The sequence below is a fragment of the Burkholderia sp. Bp8998 genome (assembly GCF_003854235.1).
In the GTDB taxonomy this organism is placed as follows: Bacteria; Pseudomonadota; Gammaproteobacteria; order Burkholderiales; family Burkholderiaceae; genus Burkholderia.
The window spans coordinates 190,527-209,313 of sequence record NZ_QTQF01000006.1; the positions used below are offsets into that span (position 1 = coordinate 190,527).

General features: G+C 67.5%; 23 protein-coding genes and 1 tRNA gene. 15 read left to right on the forward strand and 9 right to left on the reverse strand.

Features of this window, described 5'->3' with window-relative positions; genetic code table 11:
• The first annotated feature begins 40 nt into the window (after window positions 1–40).
• Window positions 41–604 carry a YggT family protein gene (locus tag DIE06_RS09715; protein WP_059448134.1) on the forward strand — a complete coding sequence of 188 codons (564 nt, stop codon included), beginning with the start codon at window positions 41–43 and terminating at the stop codon, window positions 602–604.
• 9 nt (window positions 605–613) lie between these two features.
• On the opposite strand, the gene DIE06_RS09720 is transcribed toward DIE06_RS09715, so the two are convergent.
• Both DIE06_RS09720 and crcB read right to left on the reverse strand, forming a co-directional pair.
• A complete protein-coding gene (locus tag DIE06_RS09720) occupies window positions 614–964 on the reverse strand; it encodes a DUF190 domain-containing protein (protein ID WP_124661230.1) in 351 nt (116 codons plus the stop codon).
• A gap of 24 nt (window positions 965–988) precedes the next feature.
• Complete coding sequence (gene crcB, locus DIE06_RS09725; protein WP_124661231.1) at window positions 989–1,375, reverse strand: fluoride efflux transporter CrcB; 387 nt, start codon at window positions 1,373–1,375, stop codon at window positions 989–991.
• A 25-nt stretch (window positions 1,376–1,400) separates the two neighbouring features.
• Here crcB and DIE06_RS09730 point away from each other — a divergent pair, with 25 nt between their 5' ends.
• Complete coding sequence (locus tag DIE06_RS09730) at window positions 1,401–1,592, forward strand: hypothetical protein (protein ID WP_124661232.1); 192 nt, start codon at window positions 1,401–1,403, stop codon at window positions 1,590–1,592.
• Between the two features lie 198 nt (window positions 1,593–1,790).
• On the forward strand, window positions 1,791–3,002 hold the full coding sequence (locus DIE06_RS09735; protein WP_124661233.1) for a S53 family peptidase: 1,212 nt from the start codon (window positions 1,791–1,793) through the stop codon (window positions 3,000–3,002).
• A 33-nt stretch (window positions 3,003–3,035) separates the two neighbouring features.
• Here the strand turns inward: DIE06_RS09735 and DIE06_RS09740 are convergent, their stop codons facing one another.
• Both DIE06_RS09740 and DIE06_RS09745 read right to left on the reverse strand, forming a co-directional pair.
• Window positions 3,036–3,920 (reverse strand): Sir2 family NAD-dependent protein deacetylase, encoded by an 885-nt coding sequence (locus tag DIE06_RS09740; protein ID WP_124661234.1) that lies wholly within the window; start codon window positions 3,918–3,920, stop codon window positions 3,036–3,038.
• Window positions 3,921–3,999: 79 nt separating this feature from the next.
• On the reverse strand, window positions 4,000–4,605 hold the full coding sequence (locus tag DIE06_RS09745; protein ID WP_124661235.1) for an NUDIX domain-containing protein: 606 nt from the start codon (window positions 4,603–4,605) through the stop codon (window positions 4,000–4,002).
• 81 nt (window positions 4,606–4,686) lie between these two features.
• Between DIE06_RS09745 and DIE06_RS09750 the strand changes: the two genes are divergently transcribed.
• The 3 genes from DIE06_RS09750 to DIE06_RS09760 all read left to right on the forward strand — a co-directional run bounded on the left by DIE06_RS09750 (window position 4,687) and on the right by DIE06_RS09760 (window position 6,645).
• Window positions 4,687–5,442 (forward strand): DeoR/GlpR family DNA-binding transcription regulator, encoded by a 756-nt coding sequence (locus DIE06_RS09750; RefSeq protein ID WP_124661236.1) that lies wholly within the window; start codon window positions 4,687–4,689, stop codon window positions 5,440–5,442.
• 127 nt (window positions 5,443–5,569) lie between these two features.
• On the forward strand, window positions 5,570–6,160 hold the full coding sequence (locus DIE06_RS09755) for a chromate transporter (RefSeq protein WP_124661237.1): 591 nt from the start codon (window positions 5,570–5,572) through the stop codon (window positions 6,158–6,160).
• On the forward strand, window positions 6,157–6,645 hold the full coding sequence (locus DIE06_RS09760; protein WP_124661238.1) for a chromate transporter: 489 nt from the start codon (window positions 6,157–6,159) through the stop codon (window positions 6,643–6,645). Before DIE06_RS09755 ends, DIE06_RS09760 begins: the two co-directional genes overlap by 4 nt.
• Window positions 6,646–6,702: 57 nt before the next feature.
• Here the strand turns inward: DIE06_RS09760 and DIE06_RS09765 are convergent, their stop codons facing one another.
• A complete protein-coding gene (locus DIE06_RS09765; protein WP_124661239.1) occupies window positions 6,703–7,863 on the reverse strand; it encodes an enolase C-terminal domain-like protein in 1,161 nt (386 codons plus the stop codon).
• 315 nt (window positions 7,864–8,178) lie between these two features.
• Between DIE06_RS09765 and DIE06_RS09770 the strand changes: the two genes are divergently transcribed.
• Window positions 8,179–8,505, forward strand: coding sequence for a helix-turn-helix domain-containing protein (locus DIE06_RS09770; RefSeq protein WP_124661240.1), 327 nt, complete (start codon window positions 8,179–8,181; stop codon window positions 8,503–8,505).
• A gap of 87 nt (window positions 8,506–8,592) precedes the next feature.
• On the opposite strand, the gene DIE06_RS09775 is transcribed toward DIE06_RS09770, so the two are convergent.
• Window positions 8,593–8,937 carry a cupin domain-containing protein gene (locus DIE06_RS09775; protein ID WP_006752094.1) on the reverse strand — a complete coding sequence of 115 codons (345 nt, stop codon included), beginning with the start codon at window positions 8,935–8,937 and terminating at the stop codon, window positions 8,593–8,595.
• A 295-nt stretch (window positions 8,938–9,232) separates the two neighbouring features.
• On the opposite strand from DIE06_RS09775, the gene DIE06_RS09780 reads away from it, so the two are divergent.
• Both DIE06_RS09780 and trmB read left to right on the forward strand, forming a co-directional pair.
• Window positions 9,233–9,307: transfer RNA gene (locus DIE06_RS09780), tRNA-Gly, on the forward strand.
• 131 nt (window positions 9,308–9,438) lie between these two features.
• A complete protein-coding gene (gene trmB, locus DIE06_RS09785) occupies window positions 9,439–10,206 on the forward strand; it encodes a tRNA (guanosine(46)-N7)-methyltransferase TrmB (RefSeq protein ID WP_124661258.1) in 768 nt (255 codons plus the stop codon).
• Window positions 10,207–10,325: 119 nt separating this feature from the next.
• On the opposite strand, the gene DIE06_RS09790 is transcribed toward trmB, so the two are convergent.
• The 3 genes from DIE06_RS09790 to DIE06_RS09800 all read right to left on the reverse strand — a co-directional run bounded on the left by DIE06_RS09790 (window position 10,326) and on the right by DIE06_RS09800 (window position 12,265).
• Complete coding sequence (locus DIE06_RS09790; protein ID WP_124661241.1) at window positions 10,326–11,156, reverse strand: undecaprenyl-diphosphate phosphatase; 831 nt, start codon at window positions 11,154–11,156, stop codon at window positions 10,326–10,328.
• 78 nt (window positions 11,157–11,234) lie between these two features.
• Entirely contained in the window at window positions 11,235–11,816 is a 582-nt protein-coding gene (locus DIE06_RS09795) for a DUF1439 domain-containing protein (RefSeq protein ID WP_044846254.1), read from the reverse strand.
• Between the two features lie 131 nt (window positions 11,817–11,947).
• Window positions 11,948–12,265, reverse strand: coding sequence for a YkgJ family cysteine cluster protein (locus tag DIE06_RS09800; protein WP_124661242.1), 318 nt, complete (start codon window positions 12,263–12,265; stop codon window positions 11,948–11,950).
• A 170-nt stretch (window positions 12,266–12,435) separates the two neighbouring features.
• Between DIE06_RS09800 and hemN the strand changes: the two genes are divergently transcribed.
• The 6 genes from hemN (at window position 12,436) to urtB (ending at window position 18,786) form a co-directional block, all read left to right on the forward strand.
• Window positions 12,436–13,827 (forward strand): oxygen-independent coproporphyrinogen III oxidase, encoded by a 1,392-nt coding sequence (gene hemN / locus DIE06_RS09805; protein WP_124661243.1) that lies wholly within the window; start codon window positions 12,436–12,438, stop codon window positions 13,825–13,827.
• 71 nt (window positions 13,828–13,898) lie between these two features.
• On the forward strand, window positions 13,899–14,156 hold the full coding sequence (locus tag DIE06_RS09810) for a hypothetical protein (RefSeq protein ID WP_006488573.1): 258 nt from the start codon (window positions 13,899–13,901) through the stop codon (window positions 14,154–14,156).
• Between the two features lie 105 nt (window positions 14,157–14,261).
• Window positions 14,262–14,918, forward strand: coding sequence for a protein-L-isoaspartate O-methyltransferase (locus DIE06_RS09815; protein ID WP_124661244.1), 657 nt, complete (start codon window positions 14,262–14,264; stop codon window positions 14,916–14,918).
• Between the two features lie 11 nt (window positions 14,919–14,929).
• Window positions 14,930–15,253: a rhodanese-like domain-containing protein gene (locus tag DIE06_RS09820; RefSeq protein WP_006758748.1), complete on the forward strand. Its 324-nt coding sequence runs from the start codon at window positions 14,930–14,932 to the stop codon at window positions 15,251–15,253.
• A 463-nt stretch (window positions 15,254–15,716) separates the two neighbouring features.
• On the forward strand, window positions 15,717–17,024 hold the full coding sequence (gene urtA, locus DIE06_RS09825; protein WP_124661245.1) for an urea ABC transporter substrate-binding protein: 1,308 nt from the start codon (window positions 15,717–15,719) through the stop codon (window positions 17,022–17,024).
• 142 nt (window positions 17,025–17,166) lie between these two features.
• The gene (gene urtB / locus DIE06_RS09830) at window positions 17,167–18,786 is read left to right on the forward strand and encodes an urea ABC transporter permease subunit UrtB (protein WP_124661246.1); all 1,620 of its coding nucleotides are present in this window, start codon (window positions 17,167–17,169) and stop codon (window positions 18,784–18,786) included.
• Window position 18,787: the final 1 nt, after the last annotated feature.

The following is an 18,787-nucleotide window of genomic DNA, read 5'->3' on the forward strand; positions in this document are numbered from 1 at the left end:
CGGCCGCACGCTACTCGACTGTATAAAAAGGATGCCAACGATGTTCGGCGAGATCGCCCGTTTTCTGCTCAATACCGTCTTCACGCTGTTCGGCGCCGCGCTGATCCTGCGCGTCTGGATGCAGGCCGTCCGCGTGCCGCCGTACAACCCCGTCACGCAAGCCGTGCTGCAGGCGACCAACTGGCTCGTGCTGCCGCTGCGCCGCGTGATCGCGGGCGTGCGCGGCATCGACTGGGCGAGCGTCGTCGCCGCGCTGCTCACCGCGCTCGTCTATGTGGTGCTGATGGTCGTGATGGCCGGCTTCGATCCGGCCTCGGTGATCGCGACGCTCGTCGTGGTCGCGCTGCTCACCGTCGTGAAGTGGGCGCTCAATCTCGTGATCTGGATGACGATCCTGATGGCGCTGCTGTCGTGGCTCAATCCGCGCTCGCCGGCGATGCCGATCCTCTACCAGCTCACCGCGCCGTTCCTGAACCCGCTGCGCCGCGTGATCCCGAACCTCGGCGGCATCGACCTGTCGCCAATCCTGCTGTTCGTGATCGTGCAGGTGCTGCTGATGATCGTCACGCGCGCCGCCGTGTCGCTGACGATGTTCGGCATCTGACGTGCTGTGCTACGCGGCCGGCCCCTGCGCCGGCTGCGCCCCGAGCGTGTCGATCACGCCGAAATTCGCCGGAATCATCGCGTAGCACACGCGCACTTTCTCGCGCGACAGCCGCTCGAGCAGTTGCTGCGCCTCGTCCTCGGTGACGATGAACTCGACCTCGATCGCGAGCGAGCCCTGCAGTTCGAAAAAGCGGTCCTCGTGCAGCACCCGATGCCGGCCGAAGCCGGCCATCGCACGGAACGCGGAACCGCCCGCGACGCCCATCCGGTTGCCTTCCTCCAGCAACCACTCCCACAGCGGCTTCCAGTGCAGCCGGTGCTGCTCGTGTACGTAGAAGCGCAAGAAGACCCTGTCCATCGCGTCCTCCCGGTGCTGGCGCGCTCAGGCCGCCGCGAACCACGCGCGCGCGGTCCACATGCCGAGCGCCGTCAGCGTGAACGATCCAGTCAAGTGTAGGGCAGCCACCGCGAACGCCCATCCGAATTCGCCCTGCACCGCGTGCATCATCACTTCGACCGAATAGGTCGAGAACGTCGTGAGGCCGCCGAGGAAGCCGGTGATCACGAACAGCCGCCACTCGGGCGGCAGCCCGACGCGGGTGGTAAAAGCAACCGCGGCCACGCCGATCACGTAGCCGCCGATCAGGTTCGCGGCGAGCGTGCCGAGCGGCACGGCGGGAAAGAACGCGTTGAGCGCCAGGCTCAGGAACCAGCGCAGCAATGCGCCGAGCCCGGCGCCGACGAAGATCGCGACGATCGAATAGAACAAGGAAGCTCCTCGCTGACGAGGCCGCATGGCGGATGCGGCCTACGCCGAACTGTATGCGGAATCGCGCCGCGACGGCAATGCCGGCAGGCCGGTCGGCATGGACCGGCGCGGGCCACACCGGCACGACGCATTTCATTATTCCGGCACGGCCGTCTCAAACGATATTTTCCAGCGAATTACTCAGGACATTACAAATCAATCAAACCCGGACCGCTAATTTATTCAGCATTTAAAAATCGAAAACCCGCTTTACCCCGCCACACGTTAACCCTCAAAACCCTAGGTTTCATGGGCATTCCGCGTACTTTCCCCTATCATCGCTTTCCCGAATTCGACCGATATTTGATGCAATCCGCATTACCGATTCCGTAAAATCATTTCGCCACCCTACTCCATCGACATGGAGATTCAGAAAATGAACAATATCCGCCTGTCATCCATGTTGATTCCGGCGCTGTGCGCGTCGCTGCTCGCGTCGACCGTCGCGCTCGCCGCCGACGACGGAGCGCCGTCCTACGTCGAAGGCCACCGCGCGCCGAAAGGGTTCGCGCGTCCGCCGTTCCATACGAAGCCACGCGCGAGCACCGCCACGATCGCCGGTCTTACGCCCGTGCTCGTCCGGCATGCATACGGGTTCGACACACTCGCCAACCAGGGCGACGGGATGGTCGTCGCGATCGTCGACGCGTACGACGACCCGAAGATCGAAGCCGATCTCGGCGTGTTCAGCAACGCGTTCTCGCTGCCGGCCTGTACCACCGCGAATGGCTGCTTCACCAAGGTGTACGCGCGGGGCTCCCGGCCCAAGACGGACTCGGGCTGGTCGCTCGAGATGTCGCTCGACGTCGAATGGGTGCACGCGATCGCGCCGAAGGCGAAGATCGTGCTCGTCGAGGCCGCGTCGGCCAGCTTCAACGACCTGATGGCCGCGGTCGACGTCGCGGTCAAGCGCGGTGCGTCGGTCGTGTCGATGAGTTTCGGCGGCAACGAATTCAGCAGCGAAACCGGCTTCGACAGCCACTTCAACGTATCGGGCGTCACGTTCGTCGCGTCGTCCGGCGACAGCGGCACCGGCACCGAGTACCCGGCGGCTTCGCCGTACGTGGTGGCGGTGGGCGGTACGACGTTGTCCACCGACACGTCCGGCGCCTACGTCAGCGAGGCCGCGTGGAGCGGCAGCGGCGGCGGAGTGAGTTCCCTCGAGGCCGAGCCGGCCGGCCAGACCGTGTGGCCGGTGCCGGTCGCCGGCAAGCGCGGCGTGCCCGACGTCAGCTACGACGCGAACCCGTCCAGCGGTTTTGCGGTGTACGACTCGGTCACCTACCAGGGGCAGGCGGGCTGGTTCCAGGTCGGCGGCACCAGCGCGGGCGCGCCGCAATGGTCGGCACTCGTCGCGATCGCGAATTCGCTGCGCGCGGCGGCCGGCAAAAGCCGGTTGAGCGGTGCCTACAACACGCTCTATACGGTCGGGAAAAACGCCTACGGTAGCGACTATCACGACGTAACGACCGGGTCCAACGGCAGCTGCGGCAGCGTCTGCAACGCCGCGGGCGGCTACGACTACGTGACCGGCCTCGGTTCGCCGCAAGCCCCGGCGCTCGTGCAGGCGCTCGTCGGCCAGCCGTAACGCACCAACGCCGGTCGTCCCGGGGTGCGGCGGTCAACCGCCGCGCCATGCACGGTCAAGCGCGACCAGCGTCGCGAGCGCGCCGCCCCTCAGCCCGATCACGTCCGCGCGGCGCGCATGGGCTTCGCGTGCGTTGATGCGGATCACGTCGGCGCCGAGCCGTTCGCTCAGCAGACGCACGGTCGGAATCGCGGTGCCCGCGCCGATCTCGACGACGGTCACCCGTCCTGCCTGCGCGATCCAGTCCTGCAACGCCCGCTCCTGCGCGTCATAGCGTTCGCCGAGCCAGCCATGGTCGCCGAACATCAGGATGTTCGGTCGCGCGAGGCCGCCGCAACGCGGGCAGCGCGGCAACTCGCCGACCAGCCGGCACGCGGCCGCGTCTACGTCGGGCGTGAACGGCGCGGCGTCCCACGTGTCGTCCGAGCACGGTCGCAGGCACTGCATCGAATGAATCGACCCGTGGATCTCGGCGATACGCGCCGGATCGAAACCGGCCTTCTGAAACTGACCGTCGACATTGCTCGTCAGCACGAAGCCGCCGTTCGGCATCGCGTCCATCCAGCGCCGCAGGATCGCGAAGCCCGCATGCGGCACCGTCTGCCGGTAGAGCGCGAGGCGGTGCCCGTAGAAACCCCACGCAAGCTGCGGATGCGCACGGAATGCCTGCGGCGACGCGATCTCGTGGAATTCGAAACGCTCGTGGCGCAGCGCCGGGTACGCACGCCAGAAGCCGTCCGTGCCGCGGAAATCGGGCAGCCCCGAATCGACGCCGATGCCCGCGCCGGCGGTCACGAGCAGCGCATCGGCGCGCGCGAGCGCCTCGACGGCGGACGCGACCAGATGAGCGGGCAGTGGCGCGGCCGCCGTGTCGGAATCGGCAGAGCCGGTGGAGTCAGGCGAGTCGGAAAGCGGCATGATGGAGCAGTGGTAGCGTCGAACGGTGCGCGAGTGGCGTCGCGCGATCATACGCCCGTTCGTGCGCCGCGCCGCGGCATCACCCAGCTGCGGTGCGCACGCCCGCGGGTTCCCGCAGCGCGACGTACTGCAGCAGCATGATCGTCTTCGCGTCGACGATCTCGCCGCGCTCGACGGCATCCAGCGCCGCGTGCAGCGGCATCTCGACGACCTCGAGATCCTCGCCCTCCTCCGCGATGCCGCCGCCGTCGCCCGTGCGCAGCGACGCATCGTATTCGCCGACGAAGAAATGCAGCTTCTCCGTCACCGAGCCCGGGCTCATGAACGCCTCGAACACCTTGCGCACGCCGCGCACGCGATAGCCGGTTTCCTCTTCGGCCTCGGCGCGGATGCGTGCGTCGGGCGTCGCGTCGTCCAGCAGGCCGGCGGCGGCTTCGAGCAGCATCCCGTCGTGTCCGTTGACGAACGCCGGCATCCGGAACTGCCGCGTGAGCAGCACGTCGCCCGTCGCCGCGTTGCGCAGCAGAATGGTCGCGCCGTTGCCGCGGTCGTAGGTTTCGCGGCTCAGGCGCTGCCACGTGCCGTCGCGGCGCAGGAAATCGAACGTGACCTTCTTCAGCACATACCAGTCATCGGACAGCACCGTCGTATCGACGATGCGGACGCGGTCCCGCGTTGCGGCCATGGCGGCCTCCCATTCGACAAGTGACGGCACGCATGGTAACGTGCATATTCGTGCAATTTCAAGAAATTTCGTGCATACCCGATGCTGACGACCCAACGCAAGAAAGCGATCCTCGACGCACTCGCTCGCGACGGCCAGGTGCTGGCTGTCGAACTGAGCGCGCAATTCGGCGTGTCCGAGGACACGATCCGCCGCGACCTGCGCGAGCTGGCGGCCGAAGGCCTGCTGCAGCGCGTGCACGGCGGCGCGCTGCCGGCATCGCCGGCCGTCGCGCCGTTCGCGCAGCGCGAGACGCTCGAAACCGCGGAAAAGCGACGTATCGCGCGCCGCGCCGCGCAGATGATCGCGCCCGGACAGGTCGCGATCGTCGATGGCGGCACGACGTCGGCCCTGCTCGTCAGCCAGTTGCCGCCCGACCTGCGCGCGACGATCGTCACGCACAGCCCGAGCGTCGCCGTCGCGCTGGCCGCGCATCCGTCGATCGACGTGATCCTGATCGGCGGACGGTTGTACAAGCATTCGATCGTCGCGGTGGGTGCCGCGGCAATGGAAGGTATCGCGCGCATCCACGCGGACCTGTATTTCATGGGCGTGACCGGCGTTCATCCGGTCGCGGGGCTGAGCACCGGCGACTTCGAGGAAGCGGCGATCAAGCGTGCATTGGCCGAGCGTGCCGGCGAAACGGTCGTGCTGGCATCGCAATCCAAACTGCGTGCGGCGTCGCAGTTCGTGATCGGCGAGCTCGCGCTCGCGCAAGCCATCGTCGTCGAACGGGAAACCGATGCCGCGCTGACCGAGCCTATCGAGGCCGCGGGCGTGACGGTCGTGCGGGCCTAGCCGCGCGCCGGTTTCGGCGGCAGCGCCGGGGGCATGGCAAGCCCCCTCGCCGGCTGGATGTCAGCGTGCCGACAGGCACCACTTGCTACCATGGGCCACTGCCCACCCGCCGCGTCCTGTCCGCCCGATGTCTTCGCCCGCCCCCCCGAGCGCACCCGCGCCGCCCGGCGTCCTCGCGCTGTTCACCGCGTTCGCGCAGATCGGCCTCACCAGCTTCGGCGGCGGGCTGAGCGGGCGCATGATGCGCGACTTCGTGTACGAGCGGCGCTGGCTCGATGAAGAGGCGTTCCTCAACGGCCTTGCGCTCTCGCAGGCACTGCCAGGCGTCAACGTGAAGAACCTTGCGATCTGGATCGGCTTCCGACTGGCCGGATGGCGCGGCGCGGTGGCCGGCTTCACCGGGATCATCGCGCCGCCTGCCGTGCTGATCGTGCTGTTCGGCGTCGCGTTCTCGACGCTGACGCGCTTTCCGCTCACGCATGTCGCGCTCGCGGGCGCGGCCGCCGCGGCGATCGGGCTGTCGATCGCGATGGCGATCACCGCGGTGCGCCGGCTGCCGCGCCGCGCGCTGCCGTTCGCGGTGATGACGCTCACGTTCGTGTCGGTGGCGGTGCTGCACTGGCCGCTCGTATGGACCGTGCTGATCGGCGGCACGCTGAGCGTCGCGCTCGAATACCGCCGGGCGGCCGCCTCCGTCGTCCGGAGCGACGAACGATGACCGCCTCGTCACGCTACGCCGCCCTGTTCGGCGTGTTCGCGCCGTTGTCGATCGCGACGATCGGCGGCGGCCAGACGATTATCGCCGACATCCAGCGACAGGTCGTCGACGTGCATCACTGGATGACGGCCACGCAGTTCGTGAACGACTTCGCGATCGCGCGGATGGCGCCGGGCCCCGGCGCGGTGATCGCGACGCTCGCACTGTTCGGGCCGACCGCGTTCCTGATCTACGGCGTCGCGCACCTGTGGCGGCGGCACCAGGGCGCACGCTGGCAGATCGCGCTCGAAGCCGGCCTGCGCCCGGTCGCGGCCGGCATGATCCTCGCGTCGGTCTGGGTGCTGCTGCAGGCGCTCGACGGCGGCTGGCCCGCGCGGGCGATCGCGGTCGGGTCGACCGTGTGCGTGATGGTCACGCGCATTCACGCGCTGCTGCTGATCGTCGTCGGCGCGTTGCTGCTGGTCGGCGTGCATGCGATCGGCTGACGGCAGGCGCCGGACGCGCCGTTCGCGACCGCCGCGCGCTGAAGCCGGCGGCGCCGTTCAGCGGCCCGCTACCGAGCGAAACGCGCGATACGCATCGGCATGAAGCTCGAAGCCGATGCCCGGCGCCTGCGGCACCGCCGCGCAGCCGGCATCGACCGTTTCGCCGTCCGCCAGCCCGCTGAACGGATGGAACGCGAACGGGCTGACTTCCGCGCCGCCGAGCCCGAGCGCGGACACGACGTGCAGCGAGAACAGATGACCGCCATGCGGCCAGAATGCATCGCGACGCCAGCCGTTCGACACGAAATGGTCGACGATCTGCAGGTAGCCCGGCAGGCCATAGCAATGCACCGGATCGAACACGAGGACGTCGCGGTCCGGGCGCACGCCGCCGTAGCGTTCGAGCAGCTTCGCTTCCGCGAGCGAGAACAACGCCTCGCCGGCGGCGACCGGTGGCGTGTATTGCGCAGTCAGGTCCGCATGAAGCGGCAGGTCGAGCGGATCACAGAGATCCTCGAACCACCAGAGTGCGAACGGTGCCAGCAGCGCGGCGGCAGCGCGGCCGCTCGTCGCGTCGTACGTGTTCATCGCGTCGACCGCGAGATGCGAGCTGTCGACAAGACAGGCCGCGGCGGCTTCGATGCGTCGTTTGTCCTGGTCGATATCCGGGCCGCCGATCTTGATCTTCGCGTGCGTGTAGCCGAGATCTGCAATGCGGCGCATCTCGTCCGACAGGCGTGCGAGATCGTCGTGCGGATAGCGGTAGCCGCCGCCCGCGTAGACCCGCACGCGGGGCGCTGCGTGGCGCGCGAGCCGGTCGGCGACGAAGCGATGGAGCGGCAGGCCCGCGATCTTCGCGGCGGCATCCCAGATCGCCATGTCGAGCACGCCGACCGCGACACAGCGCTCGCCGTGACCGCCGGGCTTCTCGCCTGCCATCATCGCGCGCCATGCGCGAAACGGATCGAGGTTCGTGCCGGCGTCGTCGGCGATGGCGTCCGCGACGGCCAGCAGACGCGGCGCGAACCGTTCGCGAATCAGCCCGCCCTGCGCATGGCGGCCGACCGACGCATAGCCGTAACCGGTGACCGGCCGGCCATCCCGTACGACATCGGTGACGATCGCGACAACGCTCGTCGTCAAACCGCCGGACGGAATCGCCGGATCGGCATAGCGGGAAACCGGGATCGCTTGCTCGCGGATGTCGGTGATACGCATGGTCGGGATTCCGGAAGAACGTTCAGCGTTCGCGGGCCATGCTCGCGCGGTGGCCGGCGCGACTGGCGGATCGCTGCATCATAGGCCCTTGCGCGCCGTCCTGCAGACGCGCGACCGTCGCGCCGATCGGCATCGCCCGCGAAACGTGTCGCCACCGATCAACATCGCGCCGCATTTGTCATGGGTCGCGGTCGGATATTTCACCCTCCTGCAACGCGCAGTTCAACGGACCGCAGGCAAGACATTAAAAACACGGATTGGAGGACGACATGAAGGGTAGTCGCGCGGGCCTGGCGACAGGCCGGAAGCAACGCCATGTCACGATGCCTCTCGACGAGACAGCTGGAACGGCTGTTCAGGAAAGCGACCGGAAGCGGGCCGGCCGCGTGCTACCGGGCGATCCGGATTCGCACGGCCGCGTGGATGCGGGTACATCTGAACAAGAACGTTTCTGAAATCGCGACGGCCTGCGGATTTGCCGATGCGTCGCAGCTCGGGCGCGAGTTTCGGCGCGCGCATGGCATGTCGCCGAGCGCCTATCGCGAGCGTCAGGCACCCGGCGCGATCGGCGGGGTGGCGGAACCGGCCGAGCGTACGACCACGCTCGGCGAGCTGTTTCCGAACCGGAACGCGTTTTATTGAGCGCGATCCCCGCTTGCCCTCCCGGCGCCGGGAGTCGGGCGCGTTTCGGACGACGACGGAATGCGGGGATCGAGCCTGCAGCCTCGCTCAGGCGAAGACGAAGTACTTGCGCACCGTCTCCACCACTTCCCAGGTCCCTTTCATGCCGGGTTCGATCACGAACACATCGCCGGCCTTCAGGTGCACGGCTTCCTCGCCTTCCGGCGTGATGATGCAGTAGCCGTCGAGGAAGTGGCAGTACTCCCATTTCTCGTAGTTCACCTCGAACTTGCCCGGCGTGCAGATCCAGGTGCCCATGATCTTGCTGCCGTCCTTCGACAGGTATGCGTTGAGGTTCACGGTGTGCGGATCGCCGCCGATGCGCTTCCACTTGGTCGCATCGAGGACCGGGGTCGGGCAGGTTTCGCGCAGAACGGTGATGAAATCGGACATGTCGGCTCCAGACTAACGATCGGGTAAGAGGTCTGTCACGTTAGTTCGAAAGCTGTAACGGGGCTTGTATGGTTCCGACACCGACTCGTCTATTTTCGACACCGGCTGGCAGGCAGATGCGGCACGCGTTCGTTGCGTTCTACCTTGCGTTGACGGACCGCTTCCGGCCGGACCTTGACGACCCTTCCTGGCGATGCCGTCGCCCCGCCACCCCGGGCCACGCCGGCTTCGAGATCGGCGGCCAAAACGCCTCGCTTGCAACGTCTCGGCTAAACCCTGTAGAATTACGCGTTCTGCGGGCGTCGTATAATGGCCATTACCTCAGCTTCCCAAGCTGATGACGTGGGTTCGATTCCCATCGCCCGCTCCACTTTCGGCTGCACGGCAGCCAGCGCAAGAGCCGCCTCGTCGAAGGCGGCTTTTTTGTACCATGTGCCCGTTCATCCGGCGCACCGCTGCGCGTAACGGGCCCGCGCCCGAACCGAGCCTTTCTTGTCACCGATGATGCACGACGATCCGAACGAAGCCGGCCTGCCGCCGAACGACGCCGCCCTTCCCGACGAAGCCGCCGACGGCGCCGACGAAGTCAATCCGCTGCACCGCCGCCGCATCCGCAGCTTCGTGACGCGCGCCGGCCGCGTGTCGACCGGCCAGCGCCGCGCGCTCGACGATCTCGGCCCGCGCTTCGTCGTCCCGTACGCCGCTGAACTCCCCGACTGGGACGCCGTGTTCGGCCGCAGCGCACCGCGCATCCTGGAGATCGGCTTCGGGATGGGCGCATCGACCGCGGAAATCGCCGCGCACCGCCCGGGCGACGACTTCCTCGGCGTCGAGGTACACGAGCCGGGCGTCGGCGCACTGCTGAAGCTGATCGGCGAACAGAACCTGCCGAACATCCGCATCATCCAGCACGACGCTGTCGAAGTGCTCGAGCACATGCTCGCGCCCGAAAGCCTCGACGGCGTGCATATCTTCTTCCCGGATCCGTGGCACAAGGCGCGTCACCACAAGCGCCGGCTGATCCAGCCGCCGCTCGTCGCGCACCTCGCGTCGCGCCTGAAGCCGGGCGCGTACCTGCATTGCGCGACCGACTGGCAGAACTACGCGGAACAGATGCTGGAAGTGCTCGGCGCCGAGCCGACGCTCGAAAACACGGCCGCCGACTACGCGCCCCGCCCCGACTACCGCCCCGTCACGAAGTTCGAACGGCGCGGGCTGCGGCTCGGCCACGGCGTGTGGGACCTGGTGTTCCGCAAGCGCGCCGGCTGAATTCCCGCTGCCGCGACGCACCGCACGCTACGCGCCGTGCAATGACAAACGGCCCGACCGGCATCTGCCGATCGGGCCGTTTTCCATCTATCGGGAACACCTTCGCCCCCGCACCGGCATCACGCCCAGTTCAACCATCCACTGTAACCCACGAGCAGCACGAACAGGCCGAACGCGATCCGGTACCACGCGAACACGGTGAAGTCATGCGTCGCGACGAAGCGCAGCAGCCAGCGCACGCACACGAACGCGCTGACGAACGCGGCAACCAGCCCGAGCGCGAACAGGCCGAGCGAATCGACCGTGAATGCCTGCCAGTCCTTGACGGTTTCATAGAGCGTCGCGCCGAAGATGATCGGAATCGCGAGGAAGAACGAGAATTCGGTCGCGACGCGCCGGTCGAGGCCGAACAGCATCCCGCCGATGATCGTCGAGCCCGAGCGCGACATGCCCGGCACCAGTGCGAAACATTGCGCGATGCCGACCTTCAGCGCATCGAGCGGCGTGAGCGCATCGACCGACTGCACGCGCGGCGGCTCGCTGCGTTCGCGTTGCCGCGCCTCGGCCCACAGGATGATCGCGCCGCCGACGACGAGTGCGAATGCGACCGGCACCGGCGAGAACAGCACGGCCTTGATCTTCTTCTCGAGCAGCAGGCCGAGCGCGATCGCGGGAATCGTCGCGATCACGACGTTCAGCGTGAAGCGCCGCGCGTCGGGCCGGCTCGGCAGCCCGGTCACGACGGACACGATCCGTTGCCGGTATTCCCAGCAGACCGCGAGGATCGCGCCGAACTGGATCACGACGTCGAAGGTCTTCGCGTGCGCATCGTTGAAATTCAGGAAGCTGCCCGCGACGATCAGGTGGCCGGTGCTCGACACCGGGAGGAATTCCGTCAGCCCCTCGACGACGCCGAGGATCAATGCCTTGCAGATCAGGATCCAGTCCATCCGTGGCCCAACTCCGAAGTAGTCGAAAGAAAGGGCCACGTCACCGCCGCGGCCCGCCCGGCCGCGCGCGGTGCGCCGTCACTTTTCGACGATCGCCACGCGTATGCCGTTTGTAAGAATCGTAATTGTACCGGGTTCGTAGTTCACGCCGGCAAATTGCAGTTGCTCGGGCTTGAACGTGTAGATCGGATAGTTGGTCAGCACCTGCGTCGCGAGCAGGCCGGCGGCCGCGCCGACCTGTTGCGCGTACATCTGCGCGTTGCCGTCGAGCACGAGGCTGTCGACGGCCGGCGCCTTCAGCACGACCGAGCGGCTCGGCGCGTCGTAAGCCAGCTGGCCGGACACAGTGAACTTGCCGCTCACCGGTTCGCTCAGGAACGGACTCGCGAAATGCGCGTCGAGCTGCACGGCGACGCGGTTCTGGTCGGGCAGCAGGTTGACGGCCGGATTCGCGAGCGACACGTCGACGACCTGCGCGACCGTCTTCTGGTACGGAAACTTGCGCGCGACGGCTTTCTGCACGTCGCCGCGCGAGAACGTGTAGTGATCGGGGATGAACGGGAACGTCGACGCGCAGGCGGCGAGCGATACCGACACGCCGATGGCGCCGGCGCAGGCGGCGAGGAAGCGGCGCCGGCCGGGCGTGCAAGATGCGGTCATGCTGAACAATCTCCTGTAGCGGGCGAAGCGGCAGTCTGGCTATCGGCTCCGCCCCGTGTGAGGCCGTGGACCGAAGTTAGTGTTTCGGCGCATGCCGCCGGTTCCCTCGACCCACGGCCCGCGGCGGCACGTCAGCGGGCCGCGTCGGCGCCGGGCGCCGGCTGCGTCGCGACCTCGAGGCGCGTCAGCCACGCGAGCGCGTCGTCGCGCGACGCACCGCACATCTCGGCGGACGGCTGCAGCCCGGAGCAGCACGCGGGACGCTCGGGCCGGCCGAAGATCCGGCAGCGCAGGTCGGCGCCGAGCTGCACGCAACGCACGCCGGCCGGCTTGCCGTCGGGCATCCCCGGAATCGGCGAGGAAATCGACGGCGCGATGCAGCATGCGCCGCACCCCTCGCGGCACGCATGCGGCGGCGGGACATCGGCGGGCGCCGGACGGACAGGCATTTCGACGGACACTCGGCTCTCTCACGAACAACACAAAACGGTGCGGCAACCGGACGCAGCGTGCGGCAGCCCACTGCGCATTGTGCCACCGCCGGCTGCGACGTTATTACACAATGCAGCCGAATCGCGCATTCATATACTCGAAAGCATCTAAAAAGAGCGAGACCATCATGAACTCCGGTTCTGCTGACACAGTGTTCCGTCCCGATTTGCTCGCGAAGTACGGCGCGAACGGGCCGCGCTATACGTCCTACCCCACCGCGCTGCAATTCCGCGACGATTTCGACCCGGCCGACTACGTGCGCGCCGCGGGCGATCCCGGCGCGTCGTCCAGCGACCTGTCGCTCTACTTCCACATCCCGTTCTGCAACACGGCCTGCTTCTATTGCGGCTGCAACAAGATCGCGACCAACAACCGCCGCCGCGCGCGCCCGTATCTCGAGCAACTGAAGCGCGAGCTGGTGCTGCAGGCCGCGCTGTTCGATCCCGCGCGCCCGGTCACGCAGCTCCACTGGGGCGGCGGCACGCCGACCTTCCTGTCCGACGACGAAACGGCCGAGTTGATGGTGGCCACCCGCGAACACTTCGCGCTCGCGCCGGACGCCGACGCCGAGTTCTCGATCGAGATCGACCCGCGCACGGTCACGCCCGCGACGGTCGTCCACCTGCGCAACATCGGCTTCAACCGGCTGAGCCTCGGCGTGCAGGATTTCAATCCGGTCGTGCAGCAGGCGATCAACCGGATCCAGCCGCTCGCGATGACGGCCGACCTGCTGTCCGCCGCGCGCACGACGGGCTTCCATTCGGTCAGCGTCGACCTGATCTACGGGCTGCCGCACCAGACGGTCGCCGTGTTCGCGCGCACGCTCGAGACGATCATCGAACTCGCGCCGGACCGCCTGTCGGTATTCGGCTACGCGCACATGCCGCACCTGTTCAAGATGCAGCGGCAGATCGACGACGCGACGCTGCCGTCGCCCGAAACGCGCATCGCGCTGCTCGGCCTCGCGATCGACATGCTGACGTCGGCCGGCTACGTGTACATCGGGATGGATCACTTCGCGCGGCCGTCCGACGAACTCGTGCGCGCGCAGCGCAACGGCACGCTGCAGCGCAATTTCCAGGGCTACAGCACGCGCGCGGACACCGACCTGATCGGCTTCGGCGTGTCGTCGATCGGCAAGGTCGGCGACGTCTACGCGCAGAACGCGAAGGACTTGCCAGCCTATGGCGCGGCGCTCGACGCGGGCCGGCTGCCGATCGCGCGCGGCGTGCGGCTCACGCCCGACGACCGGCTGCGCCGCGACGTGATCACGCAGTTGATGTGCAACCTCGAGCTGCCGTTCTCGCATATCGAGGCGGCGCACGGGATCCGCTTCGCCAACCACTTCGCGCGCGAGCTCGACGCGCTGCGCGGGTTCGAGCAGGACGGCCTGCTGACCGTGGCAAGCGATCGCCTGACGATCCACCCGGCCGGCCGGATGGTCGTGCGCAACATCGCGATGGCCTTCGACGCGTACCTCGGCCAGACGCCGCGGCAACGCTACTCGCGCACCGTCTGACGCCGCACGGCGCGTGCGGGCGGCCGGTTTGATAAAGTAGCGGGCTCAACGCCCCTGCAAGAATCCGCACGATGCGCACCACCAAGGCAACCCACGCGGTCGAACGCCTGAAGACCCGTTCCGGCAACCCGCAGTTCGCGGCCGTCGCGATGGCGGGTGGACTGTTCTACCTGGTCGACCGTTCCGGCGGCACCGCCGAGAAGCGCTGCGAGCCGCTGCCGCTCGACGAATTCGTCAAGTTCGTCGACGAATTCGGCCCCAAAAAGCCGCGCAAGGCGAGCAAGCTCGACCTCGCATTCGAGGCGCAGATCAAGAAGAGCAAAGGGTAAAGGTCTGTTGCAGGCCGTCTGAAGGCTTTGCCGCCGCCCCGTTTGGTACAATCACGAAGTTTCTCTATCCCCCGCTGATGGCCGACCTGGCTGCGTGACCACACCATGAATATCGAAAACGCGCGTTTCAACATGATCGAACAACAGATCCGGCCGTGGGACGTGCTGGATCTGGACGTCCTGGGCCTGCTGTCGATCGTCAAGCGGGAAAACTACGTTCCGGCCGAATACCGCGATCTCGCGTTCGCCGACCTCGAGCTGCCGCTGCCCGGCGGCGGCAGCAAGATGCTGTTCCCGCGCGTCGAAGCGCGCGTGCTGCAGGAACTGGCGGTCAAGAAGCACGAGAACGTGCTCGTGATCGGCGCGGGTTCGGGCTACCTGGCCGCGCTGTTCGCGCATCGCGCGCAGCACGTGACGGCCGTCGAGATCGATCCGGCCATCGCGAAGTTCGCGGCCGACAATCTGCGCAACGACGGCGTGACGAACGCGGAAGTCGCACTGGGCGACGGCTCGCTCGGCTGGCCCGACAAGGCGCCGTACGACGTGATCTGCGTCGCGGGCGGCCTGCCGGTCGTGCCGCAGCAGATGCTCGAACAGCTGAAGGTCGGCGGCCGCCTGTCGGCGTTCGTCGGCGGCCGTCCGGTGATGAAGGCGCAGATCATCACGCGCATCGACGAGAAGCAGTACCGCGTCGCCGACGTGTTCGAAACCTACGTCAATCACCTCGTCAACGCGATCGAACCGTCGCGTTTCAAGTTCTGAGCGGCGGCCCCATGCAGATCCTGACGCCCGCGATGCTCGCGGAATGGCTTCGCGATCCGGCGCGCCCCGCGCCGGTCGTGCTCGACGTGCGCGAGCCGTGGGAAATTTCCACCGCGCAGATCGCCGGCAGCGTGTCGATCCCGATGCAGCAGATCCCCGCGCGCAGCGAGGAGCTCGACGACGAAGCGGAAATCGTCTGCGTGTGCCATCACGGGATGCGCAGCGCGCAGGTCGCGATGTTCCTCGAATCGCGCGGCTTCACGAAGCTGTACAACCTGCAGGGCGGGATCGACGCGTGGTCGCGTGACGTCGATCCGTCCGTGCCGCGTTACTGACCTTCCCGGCGGCGCATCGCGCGCCGCCACGGCGACCGGCGCGTTGCAGCCGATCGCTCCGATCCGCCGAACGGGCGCGCATGGCGCGCCCGTTTGCGTTTCTGCCTCCGCTTCGGCTTCGGCTTCGGCTTCGGCTTCGGCTTCGGCTTCGGCTTCGGCTTCGGCTTCGGCTTCGGCTTCGGCTTCGGCTTCTGCTTCAGTTTCCCGCCCTTTCCCGTCGCACTGAATCACACGTCGCGCGTGCGTCGACACGATCACCCGTCGTGCACCATTTGCGCCCGTGCATGCGCACCGCAACGGGTCGCGCATGCTGCACGACGCGTCATGCGCACCGTGCCGGCGCCCCGCGCCACCCCGCGCGGGCACGCCCGGCGTGCATCCATGCGACTGGCACATGCCTTGCGTTACTCCGATGCCGGCGCCGTCACGGCGCACGACTATCCAACACGACAAGGGGATCCCGATGAAACGTCGCAGTCTGTTGAAGTTCGGTTCGATGGCCGGTGCACTCGCGCTCGCGGGCAAGAGCCCGTTCGCGCACGCGGCCGATGCGGGCACGGGCCCGATCAAGGTCGGCATCCTGCATTCGCTGTCGGGCACGATGGCGATCTCCGAAACGTCGCTGAAGGACACGGCGCTGATGACGATCGCCGACATCAACAAGAGCGGCGGCGTGATGGGCCGCAAGCTCGAGCCGGTGGTGGTCGACCCCGCATCGAACTGGCCGCTGTTTGCGGAGAAGGCGCGCCAGCTGCTCACGCAGGACAAGGTCGCGTGCGTGTTCGGCTGCTGGACCTCGGTGTCGCGCAAGTCGGTGCTGCCGGTGTTCGAGGAACTGAACGGCCTGCTCTACTACCCGGTGCAGTACGAGGGCGAGGAAATGTCGCGCAACGTGTTCTACACGGGCGCCGCGCCGAACCAGCAGGCGATCCCGGCCGTCGAGTACCTGATGAGCGCGGAAGGCGGCGGTGCAAAGCGCTTCTTCCTGCTCGGCACCGACTATGTGTATCCGCGCACGACCAACAAGATCCTGCGCGCGTTCCTGAAATCGAAGGGCGTGAAGGACGCCGACATTCAGGAGGTCTACACGCCGTTCGGCCACAGCGATTACCAGACCATCGTCGCGAACATCAAGAACTTCTCGCAGGGCGGCAAGACGACCGTGATCTCGACGATCAACGGCGATTCGAACGTGCCGTTCTACAAGGAGCTCGGCAACCAGGGGATCAAGGCGACCGACGTGCCGGTGGTCGCGTTCTCGGTCGGCGAGGAAGAGCTGCGCGGGATCGACACGAAGCCGCTTGTCGGCCATCTCGCCGCGTGGAACTACTTCATGTCGGTGAAGAACCCGACGAACACGAAGTTCAAGGACCAGTTCGCCGCATGGGTGAAGGCGAACAACCTGCCGGGCGGCGCGAAGCGCGTGACCAACGATCCGATGGAGGCGACCTACGTGGGCATCCACATGTGGAAGCAGGCCGTCGAAAAGGCGAAGAGCACCGACGTCGACAAGGTGCGCGTCGCGATGATCGGCCAGACGGTTGCCGCACCGTCGGGCTTCACGCTCTCGATGGACGGCAACCATCACCTGCACAAGCCGGTGATGATCGGTGAGATCCGCGGCGACGGGCAATTCAACGTCGTGTGGAAGACGAAGACCGCGGTGCGTGCGCAACCGTGGAGCCCGTTCATCGCGGGGAACCAGGGCAAGCCGGACATCGTCAGCTCGATCCCGGCGTTCCTGCGCCGGCAGCGCGCGGCGCTGGCCTGACGCGAGGCGATGCGGGGCGCTGCGCACCGGCGTGGCGCTCCGCTCGCAGGCAGGTGCGCGAACGCCGGCTCACCGTAACGAACCGCACCCGCCCGCGCATCGCCGCACGTATTCGCTTTCCCACGCCCGACAGGATCTCCCGATGCCTACACGCTTTCGCCGCGCCGCCGTCGCGGCCGTCGCCTGTGTTGCACTGGCGTGCGCGCTGCCGCGCGCCGCGTTCGCCCTGACGGCCGCCGATACCGCCGCGCTCGCCGGCGACGACTTCGACGCGAAAACGGCTGCGATCGACCATCTTGCCGCCGATGCCGATCCGCGCGCCGTCGCGTTGCTCAATGCGTTGTCGAGCGGCGACGCGCTCGCGACCGGCGACGGCCGCGTGCTGATCCAGACCGGCGACACCGCACATGACGCGCTCACCCAGGCCGCGACACCGGCCGGCGACGCACAGCCGGTGATGCTGAACAACCTGCTGCGCACGAAGATCGCCGGCGCGCTGTCGGGCCTCGCACTCGCATCGCCCGACGTCGCCGCGCGCCGCGACGCGATCGACGCGCTGCTGAAGTCGCCCGACCCGGCACTCAAGCCGATGATCGATCGCGCACGCGCGAAGGAAACCGATCCGGCATTGAAGCGCCGCCTCGACGCACTGTGGGCCATCGCCGCGCTGCATGATGCCGATCCGGCGAAGCGCCTCGAAGCCGTGCAGGTGGTGGCCGCGCGCCGCGATCTCGACATGATCGAACAGTTGCGCCCGCTCGTCGCGAAGAATGCCGACGGCAGCTACACCGAATCCGACGCGCGCGTGCGCGAAGCCGCGCAGCAAGGGCTCGACGCATTGCACGCGCTGCAGCGCCGCGGCGAGATCGCCGGCACCGTGTTCGCGGGCCTGTCGCTCGGCAGCGTGCTGCTGCTCGCCGCGCTCGGCCTCGCGATCACGTACGGGCTGATCGGCGTGATCAACATGGCGCACGGCGAATTCCTGATGATCGGTGCGTACGCAACCTATGTCGTGCAGACGCTGATCCAGCGCTATGCGCCGGCCGCGTTCGACTGGTATCCGCTCGTCGCGGTGCCGGTGTCGTTCGCGGCGGCCGCGCTGGTCGGCATCGTGCTCGAACGGCTCGTGCTGCGGCACCTGTACGGCCGCCCGCTCGAGACGCTGCTCGCGACCTTCGGCGTGAGCCTGATCCTGATCCAGGCGACGCGCATGCTGTTCGGCGCGCAGAACGTCCAGGTCGTGAACCCGTCGTGGATGAGCGGCGGCGTGACGGTGATGCAGAACCTGATCCTGCCGTACAACCGGCTCGTGATCCTCGCGTTCGCGCTCGCGGTCGTGTTCGTCGCATGGGCCGTCCTGACGAAGACGCGGCTCGGCCTGTTCGTGCGCGCGGTCACGCAGAACCGCCGGATGGCCGCGTGCGTCGGCGTGAAGACCGCGCGCGTCGACGCGTATGCGTTCGCGTTCGGCGCGGGCATCGCGGGGCTCGGCGGCTGCGCGCTGTCGCAGATCGGCAACGTGGGCCCCGACCTCGGACAGAACTACATCATCGATTCGTTCATGGCGGTCGTGCTCGGCGGCGTCGGCCAGATCGCCGGCACCGTGCTCGGCGGCTTCGGGCTCGGCCTCGTCAGCAAGGCGATCGAGCCGTTCTGGGGCGCCGTGCTCGCGAAGATCGCGGTGCTCGTGATGATCGTGCTGTTCATCCAGAAACGTCCGCAGGGCATGTTCGCCCCGAAGGGACGCAGCGCGGAGGCCTGAC

Excerpts from the sequence above, each read along its gene's own strand:
- DIE06_RS09820 (WP_006758748.1), top strand. The coding sequence starts at position 14,930 with ATGCAGATCCTGACGCCCGCGATGCTCGCGGAATGGCTTCGCGATCCG.
- DIE06_RS09815 (WP_124661244.1), top strand. The coding sequence starts at position 14,262 with ATGAATATCGAAAACGCGCGTTTCAACATGATCGAACAACAGATCCGG.
- DIE06_RS09720 (WP_124661230.1), bottom strand. The coding sequence starts at position 964 with ATGGACAGGGTCTTCTTGCGCTTCTACGTACACGAGCAGCACCGGCTG.
- DIE06_RS09800 (WP_124661242.1), bottom strand. The coding sequence starts at position 12,265 with ATGCCTGTCCGTCCGGCGCCCGCCGATGTCCCGCCGCCGCATGCGTGC.
- DIE06_RS09765 (WP_124661239.1), bottom strand. The coding sequence starts at position 7,863 with ATGCGTATCACCGACATCCGCGAGCAAGCGATCCCGGTTTCCCGCTAT.
- DIE06_RS09755 (WP_124661237.1), top strand. The coding sequence starts at position 5,570 with ATGTCTTCGCCCGCCCCCCCGAGCGCACCCGCGCCGCCCGGCGTCCTC.
- trmB (WP_124661258.1), top strand. The coding sequence starts at position 9,439 with ATGATGCACGACGATCCGAACGAAGCCGGCCTGCCGCCGAACGACGCC.
- DIE06_RS09735 (WP_124661233.1), top strand. The coding sequence starts at position 1,791 with ATGAACAATATCCGCCTGTCATCCATGTTGATTCCGGCGCTGTGCGCG.
- DIE06_RS09760 (WP_124661238.1), top strand. The coding sequence starts at position 6,157 with ATGACCGCCTCGTCACGCTACGCCGCCCTGTTCGGCGTGTTCGCGCCG.
- DIE06_RS09730 (WP_124661232.1), top strand. The coding sequence starts at position 1,401 with ATGGCGGATGCGGCCTACGCCGAACTGTATGCGGAATCGCGCCGCGAC.
- urtA (WP_124661245.1), top strand. The coding sequence starts at position 15,717 with ATGAAACGTCGCAGTCTGTTGAAGTTCGGTTCGATGGCCGGTGCACTC.
- DIE06_RS09795 (WP_044846254.1), bottom strand. The coding sequence starts at position 11,816 with ATGACCGCATCTTGCACGCCCGGCCGGCGCCGCTTCCTCGCCGCCTGC.
- DIE06_RS09810 (WP_006488573.1), top strand. The coding sequence starts at position 13,899 with ATGCGCACCACCAAGGCAACCCACGCGGTCGAACGCCTGAAGACCCGT.
- DIE06_RS09775 (WP_006752094.1), bottom strand. The coding sequence starts at position 8,937 with ATGTCCGATTTCATCACCGTTCTGCGCGAAACCTGCCCGACCCCGGTC.
- DIE06_RS09750 (WP_124661236.1), top strand. The coding sequence starts at position 4,687 with ATGCTGACGACCCAACGCAAGAAAGCGATCCTCGACGCACTCGCTCGC.
- DIE06_RS09745 (WP_124661235.1), bottom strand. The coding sequence starts at position 4,605 with ATGGCCGCAACGCGGGACCGCGTCCGCATCGTCGATACGACGGTGCTG.
- DIE06_RS09790 (WP_124661241.1), bottom strand. The coding sequence starts at position 11,156 with ATGGACTGGATCCTGATCTGCAAGGCATTGATCCTCGGCGTCGTCGAG.
- DIE06_RS09715 (WP_059448134.1), top strand. The coding sequence starts at position 41 with ATGTTCGGCGAGATCGCCCGTTTTCTGCTCAATACCGTCTTCACGCTG.
- urtB (WP_124661246.1), top strand. The coding sequence starts at position 17,167 with ATGCCTACACGCTTTCGCCGCGCCGCCGTCGCGGCCGTCGCCTGTGTT.
- DIE06_RS09770 (WP_124661240.1), top strand. The coding sequence starts at position 8,179 with ATGTCACGATGCCTCTCGACGAGACAGCTGGAACGGCTGTTCAGGAAA.
- DIE06_RS09740 (WP_124661234.1), bottom strand. The coding sequence starts at position 3,920 with ATGCCGCTTTCCGACTCGCCTGACTCCACCGGCTCTGCCGATTCCGAC.
- hemN (WP_124661243.1), top strand. The coding sequence starts at position 12,436 with ATGAACTCCGGTTCTGCTGACACAGTGTTCCGTCCCGATTTGCTCGCG.